The sequence below is a fragment of the Bradyrhizobium sp. ARR65 genome (genome assembly GCF_000472385.1).
GTDB lineage: Bacteria > Pseudomonadota > Alphaproteobacteria > Rhizobiales > Xanthobacteraceae > Bradyrhizobium.
The window spans coordinates 79,302-103,536 of the sequence record NZ_AWZU01000016.1 but is presented as its reverse complement, the minus strand read 5'-3'; the positions used below and the strand labels follow the sequence as shown (position 1 = coordinate 103,536).

21 protein-coding genes are annotated in these 24,235 nt (G+C 63.9%); 10 read left to right on the top strand and 11 right to left on the bottom strand.

Translation table 11 applies throughout. The annotated features are described in order from the left end of the window. Positions 1–103: 103 nt before the first annotated feature. From F758_RS0118965 to F758_RS0118955, 3 genes are read right to left on the bottom strand one after another with little or no spacing between them, the layout of a single operon-like run. Positions 104–1,078, bottom strand: a complete 975-nt coding sequence (locus F758_RS0118965) for a substrate-binding domain-containing protein (protein WP_024509347.1) — start codon at positions 1,076–1,078, stop codon at positions 104–106. Continuing rightward, complete coding sequence (locus tag F758_RS0118960) at positions 1,065–2,399, bottom strand: ABC transporter permease (protein ID WP_024509346.1); 1,335 nt, start codon at positions 2,397–2,399, stop codon at positions 1,065–1,067. Before F758_RS0118960 ends, F758_RS0118965 begins: the two co-directional genes overlap by 14 nt. After that, complete coding sequence (locus tag F758_RS0118955; RefSeq protein WP_024509345.1) at positions 2,396–4,015, bottom strand: sugar ABC transporter ATP-binding protein; 1,620 nt, start codon at positions 4,013–4,015, stop codon at positions 2,396–2,398. Before F758_RS0118955 ends, F758_RS0118960 begins: the two co-directional genes overlap by 4 nt. Before the next feature lie 165 nt (positions 4,016–4,180). Between F758_RS0118955 and F758_RS0118950 the strand changes: the two genes are divergently transcribed. Continuing rightward, the gene (locus F758_RS0118950; protein ID WP_024509344.1) at positions 4,181–4,894 is read left to right on the top strand and encodes a GntR family transcriptional regulator; all 714 of its coding nucleotides are present in this window, start codon (positions 4,181–4,183) and stop codon (positions 4,892–4,894) included. 72 nt (positions 4,895–4,966) lie between these two features. On the opposite strand, the gene map is transcribed toward F758_RS0118950, so the two are convergent. Further along, positions 4,967–5,794 carry a type I methionyl aminopeptidase gene (gene map, locus F758_RS0118945; RefSeq protein ID WP_024509343.1) on the bottom strand — a complete coding sequence of 276 codons (828 nt, stop codon included), beginning with the start codon at positions 5,792–5,794 and terminating at the stop codon, positions 4,967–4,969. Positions 5,795–5,892: 98 nt separating this feature from the next. Further along, the gene (locus F758_RS0118940) at positions 5,893–7,209 is read right to left on the bottom strand and encodes a mechanosensitive ion channel family protein (protein ID WP_024509342.1); all 1,317 of its coding nucleotides are present in this window, start codon (positions 7,207–7,209) and stop codon (positions 5,893–5,895) included. A 310-nt stretch (positions 7,210–7,519) separates the two neighbouring features. Here F758_RS0118940 and F758_RS0118935 point away from each other — a divergent pair, with 310 nt between their 5' ends. From F758_RS0118935 to F758_RS0118905, 6 genes are all read left to right on the top strand, one after another. Further along, positions 7,520–9,313: a potassium/proton antiporter gene (locus F758_RS0118935; protein ID WP_024509341.1), complete on the top strand. Its 1,794-nt coding sequence runs from the start codon at positions 7,520–7,522 to the stop codon at positions 9,311–9,313. A gap of 284 nt (positions 9,314–9,597) precedes the next feature. After that, on the top strand, positions 9,598–10,791 hold the full coding sequence (locus tag F758_RS0118925) for an ABC transporter substrate-binding protein (protein ID WP_024509340.1): 1,194 nt from the start codon (positions 9,598–9,600) through the stop codon (positions 10,789–10,791). A gap of 12 nt (positions 10,792–10,803) precedes the next feature. After that, a complete protein-coding gene (locus F758_RS0118920; RefSeq protein ID WP_051386960.1) occupies positions 10,804–11,676 on the top strand; it encodes a branched-chain amino acid ABC transporter permease in 873 nt (290 codons plus the stop codon). 5 nt (positions 11,677–11,681) lie between these two features. Continuing rightward, positions 11,682–13,493: a branched-chain amino acid ABC transporter ATP-binding protein/permease gene (locus F758_RS0118915; protein ID WP_024509338.1), complete on the top strand. Its 1,812-nt coding sequence runs from the start codon at positions 11,682–11,684 to the stop codon at positions 13,491–13,493. Then, a complete protein-coding gene (locus F758_RS0118910; RefSeq protein WP_051386958.1) occupies positions 13,474–14,223 on the top strand; it encodes an ABC transporter ATP-binding protein in 750 nt (249 codons plus the stop codon). Before F758_RS0118915 ends, F758_RS0118910 begins: the two co-directional genes overlap by 20 nt. A gap of 193 nt (positions 14,224–14,416) precedes the next feature. After that, positions 14,417–14,896: a hypothetical protein gene (locus tag F758_RS0118905; protein WP_024509336.1), complete on the top strand. Its 480-nt coding sequence runs from the start codon at positions 14,417–14,419 to the stop codon at positions 14,894–14,896. Positions 14,897–15,114: 218 nt separating this feature from the next. Here the strand turns inward: F758_RS0118905 and F758_RS0118900 are convergent, their stop codons facing one another. The 6 genes from F758_RS0118900 to F758_RS0118875 form a co-directional block, all read right to left on the bottom strand. Then, positions 15,115–15,810 carry an ABC transporter ATP-binding protein gene (locus F758_RS0118900; RefSeq protein ID WP_024509335.1) on the bottom strand — a complete coding sequence of 232 codons (696 nt, stop codon included), beginning with the start codon at positions 15,808–15,810 and terminating at the stop codon, positions 15,115–15,117. Beyond that, positions 15,810–16,559 (bottom strand): ABC transporter ATP-binding protein, encoded by a 750-nt coding sequence (locus tag F758_RS0118895; protein ID WP_024509334.1) that lies wholly within the window; start codon positions 16,557–16,559, stop codon positions 15,810–15,812. Before F758_RS0118895 ends, F758_RS0118900 begins: the two co-directional genes overlap by 1 nt. After that, positions 16,556–17,860, bottom strand: coding sequence for a branched-chain amino acid ABC transporter permease (locus F758_RS0118890; protein ID WP_024509333.1), 1,305 nt, complete (start codon positions 17,858–17,860; stop codon positions 16,556–16,558). Before F758_RS0118890 ends, F758_RS0118895 begins: the two co-directional genes overlap by 4 nt. Beyond that, positions 17,857–18,804 carry a branched-chain amino acid ABC transporter permease gene (locus F758_RS0118885; RefSeq protein WP_024509332.1) on the bottom strand — a complete coding sequence of 316 codons (948 nt, stop codon included), beginning with the start codon at positions 18,802–18,804 and terminating at the stop codon, positions 17,857–17,859. Before F758_RS0118885 ends, F758_RS0118890 begins: the two co-directional genes overlap by 4 nt. Positions 18,805–18,948: 144 nt before the next feature. Beyond that, the gene (locus tag F758_RS0118880; protein WP_024509331.1) at positions 18,949–20,181 is read right to left on the bottom strand and encodes a branched-chain amino acid ABC transporter substrate-binding protein; all 1,233 of its coding nucleotides are present in this window, start codon (positions 20,179–20,181) and stop codon (positions 18,949–18,951) included. Positions 20,182–20,327: 146 nt separating this feature from the next. Continuing rightward, on the bottom strand, positions 20,328–21,116 hold the full coding sequence (locus F758_RS0118875; RefSeq protein WP_024509330.1) for an IclR family transcriptional regulator: 789 nt from the start codon (positions 21,114–21,116) through the stop codon (positions 20,328–20,330). Between the two features lie 248 nt (positions 21,117–21,364). Here F758_RS0118875 and F758_RS0118870 point away from each other — a divergent pair, with 248 nt between their 5' ends. Genes F758_RS0118870 through F758_RS0118860 form a run of 3 tightly spaced genes read left to right on the top strand, consistent with a single transcriptional unit; the run spans position 21,365 to position 24,233 of the window. Continuing rightward, positions 21,365–21,982 (top strand): flavin reductase family protein, encoded by a 618-nt coding sequence (locus F758_RS0118870; RefSeq protein WP_024509329.1) that lies wholly within the window; start codon positions 21,365–21,367, stop codon positions 21,980–21,982. 41 nt (positions 21,983–22,023) lie between these two features. Further along, positions 22,024–23,349, top strand: a complete 1,326-nt coding sequence (locus F758_RS0118865; RefSeq protein ID WP_024509328.1) for an MFS transporter — start codon at positions 22,024–22,026, stop codon at positions 23,347–23,349. A gap of 23 nt (positions 23,350–23,372) precedes the next feature. Next, positions 23,373–24,233, top strand: a complete 861-nt coding sequence (locus F758_RS0118860; RefSeq protein WP_024509327.1) for a fumarylacetoacetate hydrolase family protein — start codon at positions 23,373–23,375, stop codon at positions 24,231–24,233. Positions 24,234–24,235: the final 2 nt, after the last annotated feature.

Here is a 24,235-nt window from a genome sequence, read left to right as displayed (position 1 = left end):
TCCAGCGCAATCCAGGGCACCGTGCGGGCTTACCAACGGACACAGAAGGACGACAAAAGCCGCGCCGATCTGGCGCGGCTTCCTCGCGGCATGATCGGTCCTCTCAGAGCAGCCCGTTCTTCCTCAGGATCTCCGGGGCGTTGTCCTTGGTGATCAGCATGGTGGGCAGTGTGATCACCGGCGGGATCTTCTGTCCATTGAGCAGCTTGACTGCCTGGCGCAGCCCTTCCGCGCCAGGCGTCGCATAGAGGAACGTCGCGGTCAGAAGCCCCTTGTAGACCCAGGTTGCGCCCTCGTCCGGCAGGCCATCGATGCCGATGAAGAACTTGATGTCCTTCTCACGGCCGGCATCCTTGGCGGCAAGATAGGCGCCGTAGGCCATCGGATCGTTGTGGCCGTAGACGAGATCGATATTCTCGTTGTTGCGGAGCGCCGTGGTCATGATGTTGTAGGCCTGGTCCTGCTTCCAATCGCCTGACTGGTTGTTGAGCAGGTATTTGATGCCTGGTTCCTTATCGGTGAGGGCGTGGAAGCCGTCATGGCGATCATGCGCCGGCTGCGTGCCCATGCCGCCCCAGATCTCCACAACATTGCCCTTGGCCTTGCCTGGCCCGCCCAGCAGCTTCACCGCATGCTCGCCGGCTGCGCGTCCGATTGCGAGATTGTCGCCGCCGATGAACTCGGTGATCCGCTTGGTCTCGACGTTGCGATCGAGCACGATCACCGGAATTTTGGCGTCGATCGCCTTCTCGACCACGCCGGTGAGCCCGGCCGATTCCTTGGGCGAGATCAACAACACGTTCACCTGCTGCACGATCAGGTTCTCGCAGTCCGCGACCTGCTTCTCGGTCTTGTCCTGGCCGTCGGTGATGATCAGGTCGATTTCGGGATGCTGCTTCGCCTCGGCCTGGATCTCCTTGTTGAACTGCACGCGCCACGGCTCGAGCGTCGTGCATTGGCTGAAGCCGACCCTCCATTTGGCCGCGGCCCGGGCCGGCGTCCATCCCACCGGCAGATAAATGGTCATCGCCGCACCGGCGGCGGTCGCCGACATCCGTAGAAATTCACGACGCTTCATCGAGGTCCTCCCTTGCAAATGGCGCGTTCGAGGCGCTCAGCGGCCGAATTGGTTCGGCCGATCCGGTTTCGCTCGCGCGTTTTGCGGCAGGAAGCCGCCATCGCGCGACGAGCTGTCCGAGATTCTGTTCCTGCACCAGCACGGTGCAGACGATGATCAGGCCCTTCATCACGAGCTGCACGTTGGAATCGATGTTCTGGAGCTGCAGAATGTCCGATAACAGGCCAAAGATCAGGACGCCGACAAAGGTGCCGGCGAGACCGCCGCGGCCGCCCATCAGGCTGGTGCCGCCGATCACGACGGCTGCGATGGCGTCGAGTTCGAGGCCAGTGCCGGCGTCCGGCTTGCCCTGCCGGTACTGCGCGACAAACAGCACGCCCGCGATGCCCGCGAGCAGGCCGGACAAGAGATAGGCAGTGAACTGGACCCGGGCGACCTTGATGCCGGAGAGTTTGGCGGCCTCGGCATTGCCGCCGATCGCATAGATGTAGCGGCCGAACGTCGTGAAGCGCAGGATTGCGCCGAAGATCAGGATCGCGGCGAGAAAGAACGCGCTCGGCACCGGAATGAGTCCCCAGAGCATCGAACGCAGGGCTTCAAAGGCCTCGGTCGCGTTGGTGCCGGTATAGACCGCGATCACCGCATTGTCCTGGCCGGCCGTGAGGCGCCCGATGCCGAGCGCGCTGACCATCATCGCCAAAGTGACGATGAACGGCTGCAATCGCCCGGTCACGATCAGGAGGCCGTTCACGGAGCCAAGCAGGAGCGTCACGCAAGGGGTCACCAGCAGGACGCCGAGCACGCCGAACTTGGTCGAAAGCTGGCTCGCCGCGAACCGGCAGACCAGCAGGGCGGCGAGGAGACCGAGCAGCGCCGGGATGCCAAAGCGCTGCCAGGTGCCGAGCGCGACCTCGCGGCGGGCGCCGGCCGTCACGTCGCGGCCGCGGGCAATGCCGTGCAGCACGAAGCGGGCGAGACAGGCGACCGCGGCGAAGCTGACGAGCGTCGCCGCCGGCACGCCGATCACGGAGGCCGCGGTCCAGCCCGGCTTGGTGAGCAGCATCGCGCAGACGATGGTGGAAAAACCCATCAGCGAGCCGACCGAGAGGTCGATGCCGCCGAGCAGGATGACGATGGTCATGCCGGTGGCGACGAGCCCGGTGATCGAGACCTGGCGCAATACGTCGGTCAGATTGGCGTAGGACAGGAAGATGTTGTGGCCGGAGGAGGTGCGCGGCGAGGCGGCTGCGCCGATTGCGCAAATGATCAGGAGCCCCCAATAGAGCTTGGTACGCGACAGCGCGCGAAGCAGGCGTGTCATTGGCTTTCCCACGGATGAGCGGCCATGCCCGGTGCGGCCAAGCGCATGATCCGCTCCTGCGTCGCCTCGTGGCGTCGCAAGAGGCCGGTCTGATGTCCCTCGCACATCACCAGGATCCGGTCGGACATCAGCAAGAGCTCCGGCAATTCCGAGCTCACGACGACAATGCCCAGGCCCTGCTCGGCAAGCCCGAAGATGAGCTGATAGATCTCCTGCTTGGCGCCGACATCGATGCCGCGCGTCGGCTCATCGAGCAGAAGGACGCGTGGTTCTGTGGCGAGCCATTTGCCGATAACGATCTTCTGTTGATTGCCGCCCGAAAGCGTCGCGACGGTCTGGTCGATATTCGCGCAGCGTACGGAAAGCCGCTGCACCACATCGTGCGCGAGCCGGCTCTCGCGGGCGAAATCCCGTATGCCGAAGTGAGACAACGCACCAACGGAGGGCAGCGCGACATTGCTGCGGATGGAGGCCGCAAGGTGGAGGCCGCGCGATTTGCGATCCTCGGTCACGAGCGCAAGGCCGAGCCGATAGGCGTCGGCTGGCGAGTTGATCTCGGCGATTGCGCCGTCGATGGCAATCTCGCCGCCGCGCCAGCCCGCGGCTGCGCCGAAGATCGATTCCAGAATCTCGCTGCGACCAGAGCCGAGCAGGCCGCCGACGCCCAGGATCTCGCCGCGACGCAGGTCGAAGCTCACGCCGTGGAGCACGCGTTTCCAGCCGTGGACGGCAGGCTGATCGAGTGTGAGATTGCGCACCGAGAGCACGAGCCCACCATTAGCGCTGGTAGTGCGGTGGCTCGCGGCCATGTCGCGGCCAACCATCGCCGAGATGATCGTGCCGTGCGTAAGCTCGCCGATATCAGCAGTTAGCACCCGCCGGCCGTCGCGCAAGACCGTGACGCGGTCGGCAAGCGCGAGCACCTCGTCGATGCGGTGGGACGTGTAAATGATGGCAACCCCTTCCGACCGCAACTGGCGCACCACCTTGAACAGCGTCTCGCATTCCGGCGTCGACAGCGCCGAGGTTGGCTCGTCCATGATGAGGACGCGGGCGTCGAGCGAGAGCGCTTTCGCGATCTCCACAAGCTGTTGCTCGCCGACGCGCAAAGCGGCGACGCGGCTTTCCGGATCGATGTTGACTTCAAGGCGTCGCAAGAGGCGCGCCGCAGCCCGCGTCATTCGCCGACGGTCGATGATGGTGCCGGCGATGAGCGGTTCGCGACCCAGAAAGATGTTGTCGGCGATACTCAGTTCCGGAACCAGATTCAGTTCCTGGTGGATGATGGCGACCCCGGCCGCCTCGGCGTCTCGCACGCCAGCGAATGCGGTTGCGAGGCCGCCGATCCGAACAGTGCCGGCGTAGCTGACGTGCACGCCGGCCAGGATTTTCATCAGCGTGCTCTTGCCGGCTCCGTTCTCGCCCATCAGGGCATGCACTTCGCCGCGGCGCAGATCGAAATCGACCTCGCGCAGCGCCGTCACTCCGGCGAAGCTCTTGGTGATCTGCTCGGCCGCCAGCACGGTTCGTCCCGGCGCCTGCCCTGCCTCGAGGGGGCGCTGCAGGGAAGGAAGGCGTCCATTGGGCCCGCCCGGCGCGTTCGCCTGCGTCTCCATTGGCTCACGTCCCTCCCCGGCTTGCCGGCCCCTTGTGTCCGCTGAATCGACGGCGCCTGGGGCGGGCGACTATTTTTGATTATCTGATATGCTAGTTATATGAGAGGCGGCTCGTCAAGCCTCCAAAGGGCGAAGAGAGCTTCGTCGCCAACGGGAGTGACATTGATGCATTCGATCGGGGGGTTCAGCGCGGGGGCGGTCGCGCCGCGCGGCCGCGGCGGCCGCGAATCCAAGGTTGACCGCGCGTATCGGGCGCTGAAGCAAGCCATCGTCTCCGGCAGCCTTGCCCCGGAGATGCCGATCGACAAGAACGAATGGTGTGCGCGGTTCGAGGTTTCGCGGCTGTCGATCACGAGCGCGATCAACCATCTTGCCTTCGAAGGGCTGGTGATTATCGAGCCCCAGCGCGGCTCCTATGTCGCGCGGATCCACCTTGCCGACGTCAAGCAATGGATGCTGATGCGCCGCGCGCTTGAAATGGAGGTGGTCGCCTCCTGCGCGACGAGCTTGTCAGAAGAGGGGCTCACGAAGCTCGCTCAGAATCTCGCCTATCAACGCGCAGGGCTCGCCAGCGGCGACCTGCAGGGCTTCCACGAACTCGACACGCGCTTCCACCGGCAGATGGCGGAGAGCCTGGGGCTGGCACGGATCAGCGAGGTGCTGGATCCGATCCGCACGCATCTGGAGCGTGTTCGCCGCACACTGTTGCCCGAGCCGGGGCGCATGCAGGAGACATTCGCCGAGCACGAAGCGATCTATCAGGCGATCGCGGCGCATGATGGGAATCGCGCGCGGCGTGAGATGGCAAACCATCTCGATCGCGTCGCTACCGAACTGCAGGCCTTCGTGACGCGCCATCCCGACTTCTTCGACCCGTAGCGCGAAGGCAGTTGTCGAGATTGATGTCTCTCCGCAGCCAAGCTCACTCTGCGAAACGGAGAGAGGAGATGATCACTGACCCGCGACCGGCGGTTTCTCGCCATTGCGCTCGGACAGCGTGAAGATCTCCACGCCGTCGGCGGTCACGCCGACCGAATGCTCGAACTGCGCCGACAGCGAGCGGTCGCGCGTCACCGCGGTCCAGCCGTCGGAGAGGATCTTCACATGCGGCTTGCCGAGATTGATCATCGGCTCGATGGTGAAGAACATGCCGGGCTTGAGCAGCACGCCCTCGCCGGGCCGGCCGACATGGATGATGTTGGGCTCGTCATGGAACATGCGGCCCAGCCCATGGCCGCAGAAATCGCGCACCACGCTCATGCCCTGCGGCTCGACGAAGCTCTGGATGGCGTAGCCGACGTCGCCGGTGGTGGCGCCCGGTTTCACCGCGGCGATGCCGCGCATCATGGCTTCATAGGTGACCTCGATCAGACGCTCGGCCTTTCGCGCGATCGGCTGGATCGCATACATCCGGCTGGAATCGCCGTACCAGCCGTCGACGATGAAGGTCACGTCGATATTGATGATATCGCCTTCCTTCAGCGCGCGGTCGCTCGGCATGCCGTGGCAAACCACGTGATTGAGCGAGGTGCAGGTCGAATACCGATAGCCGCGATACATCAACGTCGCGGGATAGGCCTCATGGCTGAAGGCGAATTCCCGCACGAACTCGTCGATCCGCGAGGTCGGAACCCCGGCCTTGACGATGTCGGTGAGTTCGTCGAGGCACTTTGCCACCAGCGCGCCCGCCTTGCGCATGCCGGCGAACCCGCTCGGCCCGTGCAGCTTGATTTGCCCGGTCTTGCGTAGGGACGTATCGGTGGCTTCGACGTAGCTCATGAAGGGATCGCGGTCTTTCCGGGAAAATGGGGTGATTTGCGCCCTAATCTAGTGATTACGGCATCTTTCGCAAGCCGAGTTGCGCCTTGAGATCCCGTTTAGGTTGAAGACTCCACCGTGGTTTCTACCGGCAGCACCCCGCCGCGGACGCGGATTTCGCGCACCGGATAGGGAACATGGATGCCCTCGCGCTTGAAGGCGTCCCAGAGCGAGAGCATCACCTCGCTCTTGACGCTGTCCATGCCATCGGGGTCGGCGATCCAGAAGGTCAGGGAGAACTTCATGCCGGCGTCGGTGAACTCGGTGAGCAGGCAGCCCGGCGGCTTGGCTTTGAGCGCGCGCGGGGCGCTTGCGGCGATATCGATCGCCAGTTTGCAGACCAGCCGCGGATCGGCGTCGTAATTGGTGGCGAAGTTGACCTTCACCAGCGTGTTCTTGTCGGTGTAGGTCCAATTGGTCACCTTCTGCGTGATCAGGTCCTCGTTGGGGATCAGGAACTCGCGTCCGTCGCCGGCGGCGACGGAGATGTAGCGGGTGTTCATGGCGCTGATACGGCCCGAATTGTCGCCGATGGTCACGAGATCGCCCGGTTTCACCGACTTGTCGACCAGGAGGATAATGCCGCTGATGAAGTTGGCGACGATCTTCTGCAGGCCGAAGCCGATGCCGACGCCGGCGGCGCCGGAGAAGATCGCGAGCGCCGAGAGGTTGATGCCGACCGCGCTCATCGCCACCGCGACGGCGAAGATCATCAGCCCGACCCGGATCATCTTGACCAGAAGCACCTGCAGCGAGGGCGTCAGGTCGCCGGATTGGGTGATCCGGCTCTCGGCAAAATTACTGACGACATTGGTCAGCCACAGCGCCAGGATCAACAGCACGCCGAGCTTGATCAGAAGCAGCGGCGTCAGCCGCAAGCCGCCGAGCGTGATGGCAACTGAGTCCAGCGCATCGATGACGGAATCGAGTTGGCCGACAATGCTCAGCGCCGCGACCAGGAAGGCCCCCACGGACACCACGCGGACCACAAAGCTGTTGTGAATGCCGGAGGCGACCAGGCGAATGATCAGCCAGGCGAAAGCCAGTTTCGCCGCGATCATGACCAGATAGCTGCGGCTCGGCCAGGTCGCCAGCACCATCACGTTGCGCGTCAGCACCATCAAGGCCGCGAAGACGGCGACCCATGCGCTGCCCACCAGCACCCGAACGGTTCTTCGCAACAGCAACGGCCAGCGCGTTGCCAGTGAAGTGGTATCGATCCGAGACTGAATGAGGGCGCTGACGGCGAACGCGATACCGGCACCTGCGAGCACGAGCCCGAGCTGGAAATAGAACCAGGGCGAGGTCACCTCGGCACCGACCGAGCGTGCGGCCGAATGTAGGAGATCCAATATGTCTTTCAGGTTGAAGTCCATCGGCAAAGTCTCGTCCTCGACACCGCGTGACCGGCGCGGATGCCTTTTGGGTGAATCAGTTTCCGCGGCACGCAGTTCACCGCTCCCCAGCGGGGCAGACGTGAACTGCAGCTCAACCCAATCTCCTCATGCTCTAGCGCATTTGATGTGAAATTGGCGCAGATTTCCATAGCCGCGCCGTGCACGCGATCCGAACAGGACAGCGCCAAATCGGGCATATCGACGCGATGCCCAAAAATGGGTTGGCGCAGCACGGTCACGACGATAAGGATGCAATTCCAGCGATTTGCCAGCGATCCGCGCGACCCTCATGGCCTCTCTCGACTCCGTCAGCATTGCCATTCTCTTCGGCGCGGTCCTGGTCATGGCGGGCATTCTGTCGAGCCTGCTTGCACTGCGCTTCGGCGCGCCCTTGCTGCTGGTGTTTCTGCTGATCGGCATGCTGGCCGGCGATTCCGGACCCTTCCACATCGAGTTTAACGATGTACGTACCACCTATCTGGTCGGCTCGGTGGCGCTGGCCCTGATTCTGTTCGACGGGGGATTACGCACCCGCGTTCAGACCATTCGCGCGGTGCTCGCACCCTCGATGATGCTGGCCACGGTGGGCGTGCTGCTGACGGCGCTGATCACCGCGCCGGTGGCCAAATATGCGCTCGATCTGAACTGGGCCGAGGGGCTTCTGGTCGGTGCGGTGGTGGCCTCGACCGACGCCGCGGCGGTGTTCCTCCTCGTGCATGCGCAGGGTTTGCGCTTGCGTCCGCGCGTCGGCGCGACGCTGGAGGCGGAATCCGGCAGCAACGATCCCTTCGCGGTATTTCTGACGCTGATGCTGGTCGAGTTCATTTCGGCCGGCCAGAGCACGGGCAGCCACGTGGTGCTCGAATTCTTTCGCGAGGCGGTGCTCGGCGGCGTCGTCGGGGTGATCGGCGGAAGGGCGGTGGTGGTCGCGCTGAATCGCGTGGCACTGCCGCAGGGGCTGCATGCGCCGTTCGTCACCACGGCGGCGCTGGTGGTCTTCGGCGCGGCGCAAATCGGCCACGCCTCGGGCTATCTGGCGGTCTATCTCGCCGGCATCGTCATCGGCAACCGGCCGACCCGGGCGCATAATTCCGTCGTGACCTTTCTCGATGCCGCGACCTGGCTCGCGCAGATCGTGATGTTCGTCCTCCTGGGCCTCTTGGTCTCGCCGCATCGGCTTGCCAGCAGCGTAGGGCCCGCGGTCGTCGTCGCGCTGGTGCTCATGCTGGTAGCGCGGCCGGCCGCGGTATTCTTGTGCCTGGCGCCATTCCGCTTCAGCTGGCGCGAGAAGGTCTTCATCGCCTGGACCGGCCTGCGCGGTGCCGTCGCCATCTTCCTGGCATCGATCCCGATGCTGGTCGGGCTCGGGAAGGCCTATCTTTATTTCGATGTCGCCTTTGTGGTCGTCATCATCTCGCTGCTGTTGCAAGGCTGGACGCTCGCGGCCGCGGCGCGGCGGCTGCATGTAGCGCTGCCGCGTTCCGATCGCGGCCCGCGGCGCGTCGAACTTGATCTGCCCGGCCAGCTCGAGCAGCAGCTCGTCGGTTATCCCGTGCGCCCGAAGAGCCTGTTTTTCCGCCGCGGCCTGATCCCCTCCTGGTCGAAGCCGACATTGGTCATCCGCAGTGAAAACATCCTGTCGCCCACAGAGGCCGACCCGATTGCCCCAGGCGATTACATCTATCTGCTGGCGCCGCCGGAGAAGGCCGAAGCGCTGGACCGCTTCTTCGTCGACATGCAGCCGAGCTCCGCGCCCGATCCACATCTGCTCGGCGACTTCATGGTGTCAGGCGAGCACACGCTCGGCGAAGTTGCCGAGGTCTACGGCGTCAAGGTCAGCGAGGATGAATCCAAGCTGACGCTGGCCGATTATTTCGACATCCATCTCGATCACGCGCCCAAGGAGGGCGCGACCGTGGCGCTCGATGCCATCGTGCTTGTCGCGCGCAGCATCTCCGGCGGGCGCGTCAATGTCGTGGGCTTACGTCTGCCCGAGGAAAAAGACGAGCAGCAGCCCTTGACACGACCCGAGCGGCTCAAGCGCAGGCTCAGCGAGCTTTGGTCGCAGGTCGCGGGCATTTAGCTGGCGAGCACCTCATAGTCTTGCCCGAGAGCCATCGTCCAAAGGCTCAAGAACATTTTCGAACCACTGATCCGTCCGCACGGGCTTGACCGCCGCCAGCATCGATCCAAAAATGGCATCGGTCGATGCCGGGTTTGGCGTGGTAGCTTTCGTTGCGCTTTTCTAGGAAATAGCCTGCCTATACCGAAACATAATCGAACATAATAACATCGAGGCTCCCTGGCCTCGAGAAAAAGCTGAACAAGAAGTGCGCAAAATGAAGCGCACAGGGAGGAAGCCTGAAGATGATCATTTCACGACGCGGATTCACCTTGGGCGCAGCAAGCGCGTTCGGTCTTGCTTCGCAAGGCGCATTCAAGCCCGCTTTCGCCCAGTCCGAGCCGATCAAGATCGGCTGGCTCGGGGCCCTGACCGGGCCGAGCTCTGCGCCGGCCATCGGATTCGACCGCGGGCTGCGTTACGCCGTCGATGCGGTCAACGCGTCGGGCGGCGTCAAGGGACGCAAGATCGACCTCATCACGCGCGACACGCAAGGAGATCCGACCAAGGCGGTGAACGCGACGCAGGAGATGATCAGCTCGATCAAGGTGCACGCCATCTGGGGCCCGACCAATTCGGGCGAAGCGCTGGCGACGACGCCGATCATGGCCCGGGCCAAGATGCCCAACATCCACCCTTGCGTCGTCAACTCCTTGATCGACCCCGTCAAATATCCGAATGCGTTCCGCATGGCGCCCTCCAACTCGCAGTGGGACGACGCCGTGCGCAATTACTGTCTCAAGATCCTGAAGGTGAAGAAGGTCGCGGTCATCGGCGACACCACCGGCTATGGCACCACCGCGGCCGGCGACTCCGTCGCCGCCTTCAAGAAGGACGGCGCCGACGTCGTCTACTCGGCGCAAATCGATGCCACCCAGCCCGACATGACCCCTGACATGCTGCGCATGAAGAATGCAGGCGCCGAGGCGATCGTGTCTTGGAGCACCTCGACCGGCATGGCGGCCCGTCTCTTCAATGCGCGTGCCGCGTTGAACTGGGACGTCCCATTCGTCGGCCATCCCTCGCTGGGCTCCGGCGAGGTGGGAAAATTGATCGAAAAGCCGGCAAACTGGGACAAGGTCTACACCGTCAACTACCGAAGCTGCAGTTTCGACGCTCAGGGCAAGCTGCCGGAGCGGACCCAGGCGTTCCTCGACAAGGCCAGCGGCAAGATCGACCTGAAAGACACGCTGTTGTGGTGGGTGCTATCAGGTGTCGACGTCATCGAACTGCTCTCGAAAGCGGTTGCCGAATCCGGCGGCACGGCCAGCGAGGGCATCATCAAATATCTGAACGGACTGAGCAAATATCCGGGTCTGTTTGGCGACTACACCTGGTCACCGACGCAGCATAATGGCTATCCCACGGACGAGGTCGTCATGGGGGCCGCCAACTCGTCGAAAGACGGGGCTTTGAACCTGGCGCCGGGCTACGGTTAGGACGATAGCGCGATGGCGCTCGGCGGAACCCTGGCCTCGATCCTCGCGACGGGGCTTGCCATGGGGGCGATCTACGCCCTCATTGGCGTCACCTACAACATTATGTTTTCCACTTCGCGCGTGATGAGCTTCACCGCGGGGCAACTCGGCATGCTCGGCGGCGTGCTCGGCTCGTTCTTCATGCTTCGCCTTGGCTTGCCGCTGATCCCGGGCTTTGTGCTGACGCTGGTCGCCTGTGCCGTGATCGGCATTGTCACCGAATTGTTGGCGGTGCGGCCGGTGCTCAAGAGCCTCGATCAACACCTCTATGTGCTGTCGACGCTCGCGCTGGCGCTGATGATCCAGCAGGTGACAGCGATCGAGTGGAGCACCGAGCCGCAGGCCTTTCCGCGGCTGTTCGGCCTCGGCTCAGGCGTGCTCGACGAGAAGTTCTGGCTGCCGATTGTCGCCTGCGCGCTCGTGATTGCGGGGCTGGAGTGGATGCAGCGCGCCACGCTGGTTGGCCGGGCCTTCCTGGCGGTGGCCGAAGACAACTTCGCCGCCCGTGCGCTCGGCCTGCCCGAGCGCAATTTGCGCGTCTTGAGCTACGCGCTGGCGGGCGCCATCGGCGGGCTCGCCGGCTTTGCCGGCGGCGAGCTGATGCTCGCATTCTTTGCCAATGGCGCGCTGCTGAATTTCTACGGCTTCGTACCTGTAGCACTCGGCGGGCTCGGCAACAATCGCGGCTCGATCGTCGGGGGGCTGGCGCTTGGCATTTTCCAACAGGCGGCAAACTTCCTGGTCGGCGGCATCTTTGCCTCGGTGGCCGTATTCGTCGTGTTCATTGTCGTGCTGCTGGCCTGGCCGCAGGGCCTGTTCGGCCTATCGACCGGAAGGCGTGTGTGATAGCCATGGCGGATCATTCGCAAGTAGCGGTGGCCGCGGCCGAGGCGGCCAAGCACTCAGCCAAAAATGCCTGGATCGGCAAGACGGCTCCGTTCGCGGCGATCGCGGCCGTGGCCGTCATCCTGCCCCTTGTCGGTAACGATTACTGGGCCGTGATTGCCTCACGCGCCGCGATCTATTGGGTGCTGGTCGCGGGACTCAACCTGATCGTCGGCTTCGCCGGCCAGCTCGCCATCGGCTATGTCTCGCTATTGACGCTGGGGGCCTATGTCACGAGCGTGCTCGCCGCGGGCAATGTCCTGCCGGCAATGCCGCTGCCGATCTGTTTCGCTGCCGCCGCCTTCACGGGCGGCGTCTTCGGCGTCATCGTCGGATTGCCAGCGCTGCGGCTGCGCACCTTCTATTTCGCGATTTCGACGCTCGGCTTCGCGACCATCGTCACGCAGATCGCGCTCGCCTGGCAGAGCGTGACCGGCGGCGGCATCGGCCTGCCGGGGCCGGAATTTCCGGCGCCCATCAACACTCCTTGGGGCTTTTATGCCTTCTGTCTCGCGGCGGCGGCGCTCGCGACCTGGATTTCCTCCAATGTCGCGCACAGCCGGTTTGGTCGTGCCCTGGTCGCGATCCGCGACGCCGATGTCGCGGCGGAGGCCAACGGCATTTTGAAGGCGAAGCTCCTGGTACCGGTGTTCCTGCTCGGCGGCGCGATGGCGGCGATTGCAGGCGGGCTGTTCGCGACACTGCAGACCTACATCACGCCCGACGCCTTCACCTTCGATCTGTCGATCCTGTTCTTCATCGCCATCCTGATCGGCGGACGCGGTTCGATTCTGGGCCCGCTGCTCGGCACGGTGCTGCTGACGATCCTGCCCGAGATTGCCGCGCCGCTGGCATCATGGTCGACCTTTCTCTACGCGGTGCTTCTGCTTGTCATCGTGCTCGTCGTGCCCGGCGGCATCGCCGACGTACTCGATTTCAAGAACCGGCACGCGCTCACGAGCGGACGGGCGATCGTCCCGAGGCCGTCGCTGCTTTCCGGTGTCTTCGCACACCGGCCGGACGCGGAGACCTTGACGCTCAAGGAGATCGTCCTCACCTTCGGCGGCGTCCGTGCGCTGGACGGGCTCGATCTCCAGATCAAGGCCGGCGAGGTGCATGGCTTGATCGGTCCCAACGGCAGCGGCAAGACCACAGCGCTCAACGTCATCTCCGGCTATTACGCTCCGCGTCAGGGTGAGGCGCGGATCGGGGACCGCCTGCTTCCACCCGCGCGGCCGGAGCTGCGGGCCACCCTCGGCATCGCGCGCACCTTTCAGACGCCGCGGATCGTCGGCGAGGAGACCGTGCTCGAAAACGTCATGATCGGCGGCACGGTTTCCGGGCGCGCGGGCTTCCTGGCGACGCTTCTGGCGCTCCCTGGACGCGGTCGCGACGAGCGCGACCTGACGGCGCGGGCGATGCGTGCGCTGGAAACGGTCGGGCTCGAGGCGTTGGCGGAGGTGAGAGCGAACCGGCTGCAACACAGCGAGCTGCGCTTTGTCGAGATCGCACGCGCCTTGATGCTGGCGCCCTCGGTGCTGCTGTTGGACGAGCCCGCGGCGGGATTGTCGCCGGACGAAATCGAGCGGCTCGGCGCGCTGATCACGGAGATCAGCAAGCAGGGCACGGCGGTGCTGCTGGTCGAGCACCATTCCGATCTGATCTTTGCCATTTGCCAAGAGGTGACCGTGCTCAACCAGGGCCGCGTGCTGGCGAGAGGAACGCCGGCCGACATTCGCGGCCACAAGGAGGTGATCAGTGCCTATCTCGGCGGCTGAGGAAGCACTGCTCGACGTGCGCGCGCTCGAAAGCGGCTACGGCAAGATCGGCGTCCTGCATGGCGTCTCCCTGCAGGTGCGCGCGGGCGAGGTGGTCGCCCTGCTCGGTCCCAACGGCGCCGGCAAGACCACGCTGTTGCGTGCGATTTCCGGCCTGCTGCCCTGGAGCGCCGGCGATGTCGTTTTCGACGGGCGCTCGCTGGCAGGTCTCGGACCGCGCGAGACGGCCCGTGCCGGCCTTGTCCATGTCATCGAAGGTCATCGTGTTTTCACCCAGCAATCGGTTTTCGACAATTTGCTGCTTGCCGGGTACGACGTGCCGCGTCACGAGCGTGCCCAACGCATCGACGAAGCCTTGAGCTACTTCCCCGAGATCGCGGCCAAGCGCAAGGAGCTCGGCGGTGCACTCAGCGGCGGGCAGCAGCAGATGCTGGTGGTTGCCCAAGGCCTGGTGCGCCGCCCGCGCCTCCTCATGCTGGACGAGCCGTCGGCGGGATTGGCGCCGGTACTGGTCGATCGCGTGCTGAGCGTGGTCGGCGAGTTGCGTCGCAAGGGCACTGCCGTGCTGCTTGTCGAACAACTCGTGGAGAAGGCGCTGGCGAGCGCGGATCGCGTCTACGCGCTGGCGCGCGGGCGCGCGGTGCTCGAAGCGGCAACCGGTACTCCCGATCTCGCCGATCGGATCGAGCACGCCTATTTCGGTCACGCGGCGTCCCACGCCGCACCTTGAGCGGGCAATTCGGCGGGATTTACCGCTGCGAATGGCCTCTCCGCATTCGGCCGCACCCGATCAAACCCTGAACCTTTCCTCCATCGCTCAGACTTATTAATTGCGTGCCGGTTGGCGAGGGCTTTCGTCCGTGCCGCAACGCAAAGCTGGGGCGCATTGCATCATTTGATTTCAGCAAACGCAGGAGGAGCCCATGCGCGAGTCTATCGCCATTTTCCTTTCTGGCGTGGCATTAGTTCTTATGGCGTCGACCGCTTTGGCCGGCGAGCAGGTGCTCGAGTTCAAGCTGGTGACCAAGCCGATCGATTATAAGGTAACAGAGGCCGCGAACATCGAAGGCCAGTCGGTCGCGTCCGGCAAATTGTTCGGCGTGGCTTTCTTCAAGGACGGCCGTATCGCGGTGAAGGATTTCGTCAACTCGGCGGATTTGCTCAAGGGCTCGGGATCGATTCACGGCTACAGCACGTACACCTTCGAGGACGGATCCTCGATCACGGCTCGTTACGCCGGTTCGGTCAAAGACGGCAAGTCGAAGGGCGAATATACCATCCTTTCGGGCACCGGTGCCTATGCGAACGCCACGGGCACGGGCAGTTTCGAAAGCGTGCCGAGCGGATTCAAGGGCGCCGGTCTTTATGACGGCAAGTTCGTCATCAAGACGCCCGGCTCATAGAGGCCCGTGACGCGCGCGGCCTAGGCTCGTCATTGCGAGGAGCGAAAGCGACGNCTCGCTGCGCGAGCTATGGCGAGGCGTGAAGTCCCGCCGAAGCGCCTTTGCGCGTAGGCGGAAGCAATCCAGGCCGCATCCGCGGAGAAAGTCTGGATTGCTTCGCTCGCGCTCGCAATGATGACGGAGGTCGAGCGCGCGATTCACGCACATCGGCGACCGCTCTAAACCTCGAGCCACTCCCTGCGCACGGCGTCGTTGTCCCTGAGCTCGTCGGGCGTGCCCTCGAACACGATGCGGCCATGGCCCATGATGTAGACCCGATGCGAAATCCTGAGCGCGATCGATAGCTTCTGTTCGACCAGGAGAATGGCCACGCCCGCTTTCGCGATATGCGCGATCAGGTCGCCGACCTGCTGTACGATCAGTGGCGCGAGACCCTCGGTCGGTTCATCGATCATGATGAGCTCGGGGTCGCCCATCAGGGTCCGGCAGGTTGTCAGCATCTGCTTTTCGCCGCCGGACAGCACACCGGCGGGCGTATCGGCGCGCGCTGCGAGGTTCGGGAACATGTCGAGCATGTCCTGAAGTCGCCATTTGCCGGGACGACGCGTATCCTTGATGCCGAGCAGCAGGTTCTGACGGACCGTGAGGCCGGGGAAGATGTCGCGGTGCTCCGGCACATAACCGAGCCCTAACCGCGCGATCTTGTGGCTCGGGAGTCCTGCGATGTCCTGTCCCTTGAAGCGGATCCTGCCCTGTGGCGGCACCTCGCCCATGATCGCCTTGACCGTGGTTGAGCGGCCGACGCCGTTGCGGCCAAGCAGGCTCACCACCTCGCCGGCCGAGATGGAGAGATCGACACCCTGGAGGATGTGGCTCTTGCCGTAATAGGCGTGCAGATCCCTGACCTCGAGCATCAATGCGCCTCCTCGCCGAGATAGGCTTCCTTGACCTTCGGGTTGCCGCGGATCTCCTCGGGCGTGCCGGAGGCGATGATGCGGCCGTAGACCAGGACCGAGATACGGTCGGCGAGGCCGAACACCACGCTCATGTCGTGCTCGACGATGACAAGGGTGCGCCCCTCGGTGAGCCGGCGGATCAGGGCGACGGCGCGTTCGGTCTCCGCGTGGCTCATGCCGGCGGTCGGCTCGTCCAGCATGATGACGTTGGCGCCGCCGGCGATGGTGATGCCGATCTCGAGTTCGCGCTGCTCGGCATAGGTGAGAAGTCCCGCCGGCACGTCGCGGCGGTGGCTTAAATGAATGTCCTCCAGGATCTCGGCAGTGCGTCGCCGAACCTCCGGCAACTCGTCCACGTTCTTCCAGAACCCATAGCGGTAGCCGGTGGCCCAAAGCACGGCGCAGCGAACGTTCTCCCACACGGTCATGCGGGCGAATACGTTGGTCACCTGGAACGAACGCGACAGGCCGCGCCGATTGATCTCGAACGGCCGCAATCCCGAGATGACGTCGCCGTTCAGCCGGATCTCACCCGAACTCGGCCTGATATAGCCGCTGATCAGGTTGAACGTCGTGGACTTGCCGGCGCCATTGGGGCCGATGATGGCGTGGCGCTCACCTTTCGCGACGCTCAGATTGAGGTCGTGGATGATGCTCACATTGCCGAAGCGCTTTTCGACGGCGCGAACTTCGATGGCTGGCGTCACGCGAGATACCCCCGGTCACGGGCGATGCTGCCGGCGCGGTCCCAGGCGTCTGCGATGCGTCGCCAGGTGATGCGGCCGACGATGAAGCCGCCGACGATCAGGATGGCTGCCGTGACCCAGGTCGCAGGTGCGGTCGCGTTGAACGGGATGCCGAGCAGGTTGATGATGTTGCCGTCGCCCTCGCTCGCGGTGTAGCGCGCCACTGTCTCGATCGAGAGAATGACACCGCAGGCCAGCGCCAGCGTCGGGAGCGCGGCGACCAGATAGGACGGAATCACCATGGTAAGCGTTCCGGCGCGGATCAGCGGCCGGTGCATCATCAGAAGGCCGGCAATGCCGCCCGGCGCGAACATCACGATGGCGATAAAGATGATGCCGAAATAGAGCTGCCAGACGCTGGTCACATTGGTCAGCCCGAGCTGCAGATAAGTCACCAGGATGGCGCCCAGGATCGGACCAAAGAAATAGGCCGTGCCACCGATGAAGGTCGCGAACAGCACCAGGCCCGACTGCACCGCCCCGAGATAGGCGGAGTTCGCGATCTCGAAATTGACCGCGGCCAAGCCGCCCGCGATGCCGGCAAAGAAGCCGGCAAAACAATAGGCGAGATAGCGAACGACGTGAGGATCGTAGCCGATGAACTCGACACGCCCGGGATTGTCGCGGACCGCATTGCAAATCCGCCCGAGCGGCGTGCGGGTGAGGGCGTACATCGCCATCGCGGCGACAAAGACCCAGAATGCGATCAGGTAATAGACCTGAATTTGCGGCCCGAAGCTCCAGCCGAAGATGTGCGGCAGCGCGGTGCGATCGGTGGTGATGCCGGATTCGCCGCCGAATACGCTGCGCAGGATCAGCGACGAGGATGCGACCAGTTCGCCGATGCCGAGCGAGATCATCGCGAACACCGTGCCCGCGCGCCGGGTCATCACCCAGCCGATCAGGAGCGCGAAGGCGAGGCCGCCGATGCCGCCGACCAGCGGAATCAGGGGCAGCGGGATCGGCCATCCCCGCGCGGCGACTGCGTTCATCAGATGGACGGCGGCAAAGCCGCCAAGCCCGTAATGAACCGCATGGCCGAATGAGAGCAGGCCGGTCTCGCCAAGCAGAATGTTGTAGGACAACGCGAAGATAATCGCGATACCGATCAGGCTGAAGGAGGTGAGCGAGCCGCCCGAGGAGAAGACCAGCGGCAACACGACGAGCGCAATCGCCGCGATTGCCCAGAGACCGTAGAAGCGCAAGGCTTGGCCGGATGGCGTCGCGGCGATATCAGGCGCGGAAGTCATGGTGCTGGTCATGTTTCGCGCGTCCCGAGCAGGCCCATGGGACGGACGATCAGGATCAGCACCAACAGCACATAGGGCAGAACCGGCGCGATCTGGGCGATCGTGACATTCCAGATGTCGCTGAGGACCGAAGGTCCGACGCTCGAATCCAGCGGCCCGAACGCACTGGCGAGCGAGCCGTTCAGCGCGACCGCAAAGGTCTGTACCAGCCCGATGAAGAGCGAGGCGATGAATGCGCCCGGCAAGGAGCCGAGGCCGCCGAACACGATCACGACAAACAGGATCGGGCCGAGCAGGGCGGCCATGTCGGACTGCGTCACCAGCGCCGGACCGGCGATGACACCGGCGAGCCCGGCAAGCGCGCTGCCGACGCCGAACACCAGCATGAACACCCGTCCGACATTATGGCCGAGATGTCCGACCATGTTGGGATGCGTCAGCGCGGCCTGCACAATCAGTCCGATCCGGGTCCGCTTGAGCGCGATCAGCAGCGCCACGAAGATCGCGACCGAAACCGTCAGCATGAAGATCTTGTAGGCGGGATAGTTGGTGGAGAACACGGTGAAGGCCGGAAAGTCCAGCGCCGTCGGCACGCGATAGTCCACCGGGCTCTTGCCCCAGATCATCGAGACGATTTCCTCGATGGCAAAGGCGAGCCCGAAGGTCAGCAGCAATTCGGCGACGTGCCCGTGCTTATGGGTGTTGCGCAGGCCGTACCGCTCGACCGCCATGCCGACCGCGCCGACAAGCAGCGGGGCGAGCACCAGCGCCGGCCAGAACCCGATCCACTTGGTGAGCTGATAGCCAAAGAATGCGCCCAGCATATAGAAGCTCGCATGGGCGAAATTGAGCACGCCCATCATGCTGAAGATGACGGTGAGCCCACTGGACAAAAGGAACAACAGCATCCCGAACAGGACGCCGTTGAGGGTCGAAATTACGATCAGCTCAAGCACGTTTCACTCGTTGGTAGCCACGCGCGCCTTGCGTGGTCGCGGAGCAGCGACCTGGAATTGCCGCTCCGTCGGCTCTGGCCTGGTGGCGACGCAGACGTCGGTCCCGCTCCGGATCTCCGGAGTGGGAACGGACGCGCGCGCCCGTCATGGCCGCGTCATCTTGCAGGTGGTGGGCAACACGGTCTGCGGCGTATCGACCTTTGAGACCAGGCGCCAGCCCCAGCCGGTGTTCTCCTCGTCGAACGGCTCCTTCTCGCTGCGGCTGCCGAACGAGGAGATGTAGATCGGTTGGAAGAACTGATGATCGTCCTTGCGCATGATACCGCTGCCGCCATCGAGAACGTCGAACTTCATGTCCTCGAGCGCGGCGGCAACTTTCACCGGATCGATCGAGTTGGCCTTTTCGGCGGCCGCCTTGAACATGCGCATCTCGTTGACCGCGCGCGGATACCAGAGCGACAGGCCGACCTTGGCCCGGAATGCCTTCTCGAACTCCATCGCGGCCTCATCGCCGGAATTGGCGAAGCCTTCGGTGATCTGAAATACCTGATGATCGAGATTGGCCTGCTTAATCGCGGTCGGGCCGCCGGCACCGCCGGCATAATAGGTGTACCAGTTGACCTTGAGCCCGGCATCGGCCGCCGCCTTCAGCAGGAGGGCGATATCCTGTCCCCAATTGCCGGTCACGACGCTATCAGCGCCCGACGCCTTGATCTTGGCGATATAGGGCGAGAAGTCGGTGATCTTGAGCAGCGGGTGCAGTTCGTCGCCGACAATTTGCACATCAGGCCGCTTTTCTCCCAGCATCTTGCGCGCCTGGGTCCGCACCGACTGGCCGAACGAATAGTCCTGGTTGATCAGATAGACTTTCTTGATGGACGAATTGCCCTTCATGTAATTGGTGAGGGCTTCCATCTTGATGTCCGAGTTGGCGTCCCAGCGGAAATGCCAGAAGCTGCACTTCTCGTTGGTCATGCTCGGCTCGACCGCGGCATAGTTGAAGTAGAGCACTTCCTTGCCGGGGTTGCGCGTGTTGTTCTTGGTGACGAAATCCTCCAGCGCCGCGCCGACCGAGGAGCCGTTGCCTTGGGTGATGTAATGAGCGCCCGCATCGATCGCCTTCTGGGCCTGAACGAGGCTTTCCTGCGGATTGGTCTTGTTGTCGAGCGGCAGGATCTCGACTTTATGACCGAGAATGCCGCCCTTGGCGTTGAGTTCATCGGCCAGATACTGAAAGGTTTTCAACCCGCCTTCGCCGACACTGGCGCCGCCCCCGGAGAGAGGATCGATATAGCCGATCTTGACGGTGTCCTGCGCGTAGGCAGCCCCACTGAGCATCGGCAGGGTCACGGCGATGACCCTCGTTATCTTGAGCATTTTCTTGTTTCCTCGCTTGCGTGTCGACTTTGGTATTGGCCGTGTTGCGCGGCACAATTTCAGCCATACTGCGCGAATGACTCCGCGTTGACAAGTCCGGCGCCTTTCCGCGCGGCGGAATGGCGCGCGGGCTGAAACAGCGGCGATCACGGCGATCGTATCTTCTGCTCGATCGACCGGGCCGCATCCAACAGAATCTCGGCCAGCTCCGGCTCACGACGAGGGCCAAGCCGCATGCGAACCGCTGACACGGTTATGGCTGCCGCCGGACGGCTATCGGGGGTCTTGATCCATGTGGAAATGGACTTCGTGCCCGGCACGAGTCCCACTTCGCGCAGATTGTAGCCGCGCCGTCTTGCGGCCGCGATCTGCGCCAGCACGGTCGCCGCGTTGGTTCGATACGACACGAACCTCGCCTCATTGGCTGCGACGATCTTTCGCGCTTCCTGGGCCGGCATCGCGGCCAGGATCGCTACCCCCGCGCTGCTGACGCCAAGCGGGCGCCGCGCACCGATCTCGATCGAAAGCACCTGGATCGGGAAAGAGCCGATCCTGCGGTCGACGCACAGCGTATCGTTGCCGGTGCGCACCGTGAGAAACAGGGTGTCGCCGACCTCTCGCGAGGTCCGCTTGAGAATCTCGTCTGCGGCCGCGAGCAGCGGCGACCGTGAGGGGCGGGCCAGCGCGAGTTCAGGGACCTGACTGCCGATCGCGTAGCGGCCAGTTTTTTCGTGGCGCTCGACGATTCCTTCTTCGATCAGCACATGAACGATCCGATGCACGGTCGGGCGGGTCAGTCCGGTTGCCTGCACGACCTCGGCGAGCGGCAGGCCGGTCTCACGGCCTGCGGCCAGAATGCGCAGGACCGCCAGCGCGCGGCGAATGGCTTGCGCCCCTCGCCTCGGTTCCGTCTTCGGAGCGGCTCCCATGTCCATGATGTCAGGCACCCCATCGTCCATATTGTGGACAGAAACGGCACAATTCGGTCGACACGTAAAGGCCCCGGATCGGATGATTGCGCGTCGGATCGGGCCGTCCTCGATCAGGCTCGCAACAAAAGATGGTGGACCGTGATCCATCCAGGGAGGATGCGACGAGATGTCTCGCAACAGCGGTGGTTGCCACAGGCGCAGCAACGGCCGATCTCGGCGCCGCCAGGCGCGGGCCTGACCGCGACGCAGCCATGCGGATCGATCCTTCCGAACTCGGCGCGGAGCGGATTTACCGGCTGATGACCGGTATCGTCGTGCCGCGCCCGATCGCCTGGGTGACGAGCTTGTCGGCCAAGGGTGTCGTCAACCTCGCGCCCTTCAGCGCCTTCACCTTCGTCTCGCAGAAGCCGCCGATGCTCGCGGTCAGCATCGGCCGCAAGGCCGGCGTTTACAAGGATACTGCGCATAACATTCTCGATACCGAAGAATATGTCATCCACATCGCCGACACGCCGCTGATGAGCGCGCTGCACGAGAGCTCGGTCGAGCATCCGCCAGATGTCAGCGAGGTCGAACTGCTTAAGCTCGAGGTGCGGCCGAGCGAGCACATCAAGGTGCCGCGGCTCGCGGCACCGCCGGTTGCCATGGAATGCCGCTTCCGGCAGTGCCTTGAGTTCGGCGAGGCGCGCAGCCGTCTGATCGTCGGCGAGGTCGTGATGTTTCATATCCGCGACGACCTCGTGAACAACGGCAAGATCGAAACCGAGGCGCTCGATCCGATCGCCCGCATCGGCGGTCCCCGCTACGCGCGGCTCGGCGAGATCGTCACGCTGCGCACCGTATTCCAAACCCCGAAGTCGCCCGACTGAACAGCGCGCCGGCCGCGGGACCCAGCAGAAGCAACTTCATCATGGTCGAACATTCCGCACTTTCCTCAGCCGGCACCTACACGACGCGCGAGCGTGCCGCCATCATCTTTTCCTGCATGCTCGGCTTCGCGCTCGATCTGTACGACGTGCTGATCATGCCGTTCCTAATGAGCTCGATCCAGGCGTCGCTGCACATTTCGCTGACGCAGGTCGCGAGCGTCACCAGCCTGACCCTGATCGGATCGGTGATCGGTGGCGCGTTGTTCGGCTGGCTTGGGGACCGCCTCGGCCGTAAGCAGGCGCTGCAGCTCACGCTCGGCGTTTTCGCGGCCGGCTCGATCGCCTCCGCCTTCGCCTGGGATTATCCGAGCCTCGCGATCCTGCGTTTCATCACTGGAGTCGGCCTTGGCGGTGAGTGGGGCGCGGGCATGGTGCTGTTCAACGAGGCCTGGAACAAGGATCGCCGCGGTCTCGGCAGCGCGTTCATCCAGGGCAGCGCGGTGCTGGCTAGCGCCGGCGCCTCGATCGTCGGCGTCTGGGCGACCACGTCCTTCAGTCTCGATTGGGGCTGGCGCGTCGCGCTGCTCACCGGCGGCTCGCCGATCGTCCTGATGATCTTCATCCGCTTCTTCATGCCCGAATCCAAGGCCTGGCTGCAGTTCGACCGCGCGCGCAAGAGCGGTCTGGTCGAAAACAAGGTGAAGACCACCAACACGCTGCTCTTGATGTTCAAGGGCAGGCTGTTGCCGATTTCGCTGATGTGTCTCGCCTGGATGATGGCCTACATGTTCAGCTATTACGGGATCGTCGTCTTCATGCCGACTTTGATGCAGAAGTCGCTTGCCGCGCCGCCTGAAGTGGTGCGCAACATCTCCGTCATCGCCTCCGTCGTTGGCGGCTGCTCCTATATCAGCATGGGCGCGCTCAACGATGCCTTCGGTCGCCGCTTCGGCGCGCTGGTGCCGGGGCTCTCCTGGGGCGTGATGGCGGGCTGCCTCTATATCTTCGCGCACGAGAAATACGCGGGAAGCCTGCTCGGTTTCCCGATGTTCTGGACTTACATCGCGTTCGTGATCGGCAATTCCGCGCTTGGCGTGGTCGGGACCTGGCTGTCGGAGATCTACCCGATCGAAGTGCGGTCGACCGCGGTGTCGGTCATCTACATGGCCGGTCGCGGCGTCGGCAGCTTCGCGCCCGTGGTCGTGCCGATGGCGGCGGCGCTGTTCGGCGGCGAGCTCGCTTTTGGCATGCTGGTCGTCGTGCCCGCGATCATCGTCTTTCTTGCGATGACTCTGTCACTTCCGGAAACGCGCGGCCGCGAATTGACGGGCGTCGAGAACGGAAACCACAGCAGCCAGCCGGCCTGACGCCGGCGACGAGGATTTGTCATATGCGACTGTTGAGCTATCTGGTGAACGGCGAGCCGCGCTACGGCGCGGCCGTCGAAGGTGGGGTTGTCGAGCTCTCGCGGCGGATCGGACGCGATTTCCCGGACCTGAAGGCGCTGATCGCTCGCGATGGATTGGCGGCTGCCCGCCAGGCCGTTGCGGGCGAGAAGCCCGATTGCGCGCTCGATCAACTGGCGTTGCTGCCACCGGTGCTGACGCCGGAGAAACTCTGGTGCATTGGCGTGAACTACATGGACCGTAACGCCGAGTACAAGGACAATTCGGATCTGCCCAAATATCCCAGCCTCTTCGTCCGCAGCATGTCCTCGGTGGTCGGCTCGGGACAGGGACTCGAGAAGCCCAGCGTATCGGACCAGCTCGACTATGAAGGCGAGCTCGTGCTCGTGATCGGCAAGCAGGGGCGCCACATTCCGCGTGAGCAGGCGTGGTCGCACATTTTCGGGATGACGCTGTGCAACGAAGGCACCGTGCGGGACTGGCTTCGCCACGGCAAGTTCAACGTCACGCAAGGCAAGAACTTTGATCGCTCCGGCAGCATCGGCCCTTGGATCGTGACCGCGGATGAGTGCGATCCGCGCGGTCCGCACGACATCATTACCCGCGTGAACGGCGAGGTACGTCAGCAGGACTCGACCGGGCGCCTGATGTTCCCGTTCGATGCCCTGATCGCCTATCTCTCCACCTTCGCCACGTTAAAGCCCGGCGACATGATCGCAACGGGCACGCCGACCGGCGCAGGTGCGCGTTTCGATCCGCCGCGCTGGCTCAAGGTCGGCGACGTGGTCAAGGTGGAATCCTCACGCATCGGCGTGCTGCGCAATATGGTGGTGGCGGAAGGCTAGCA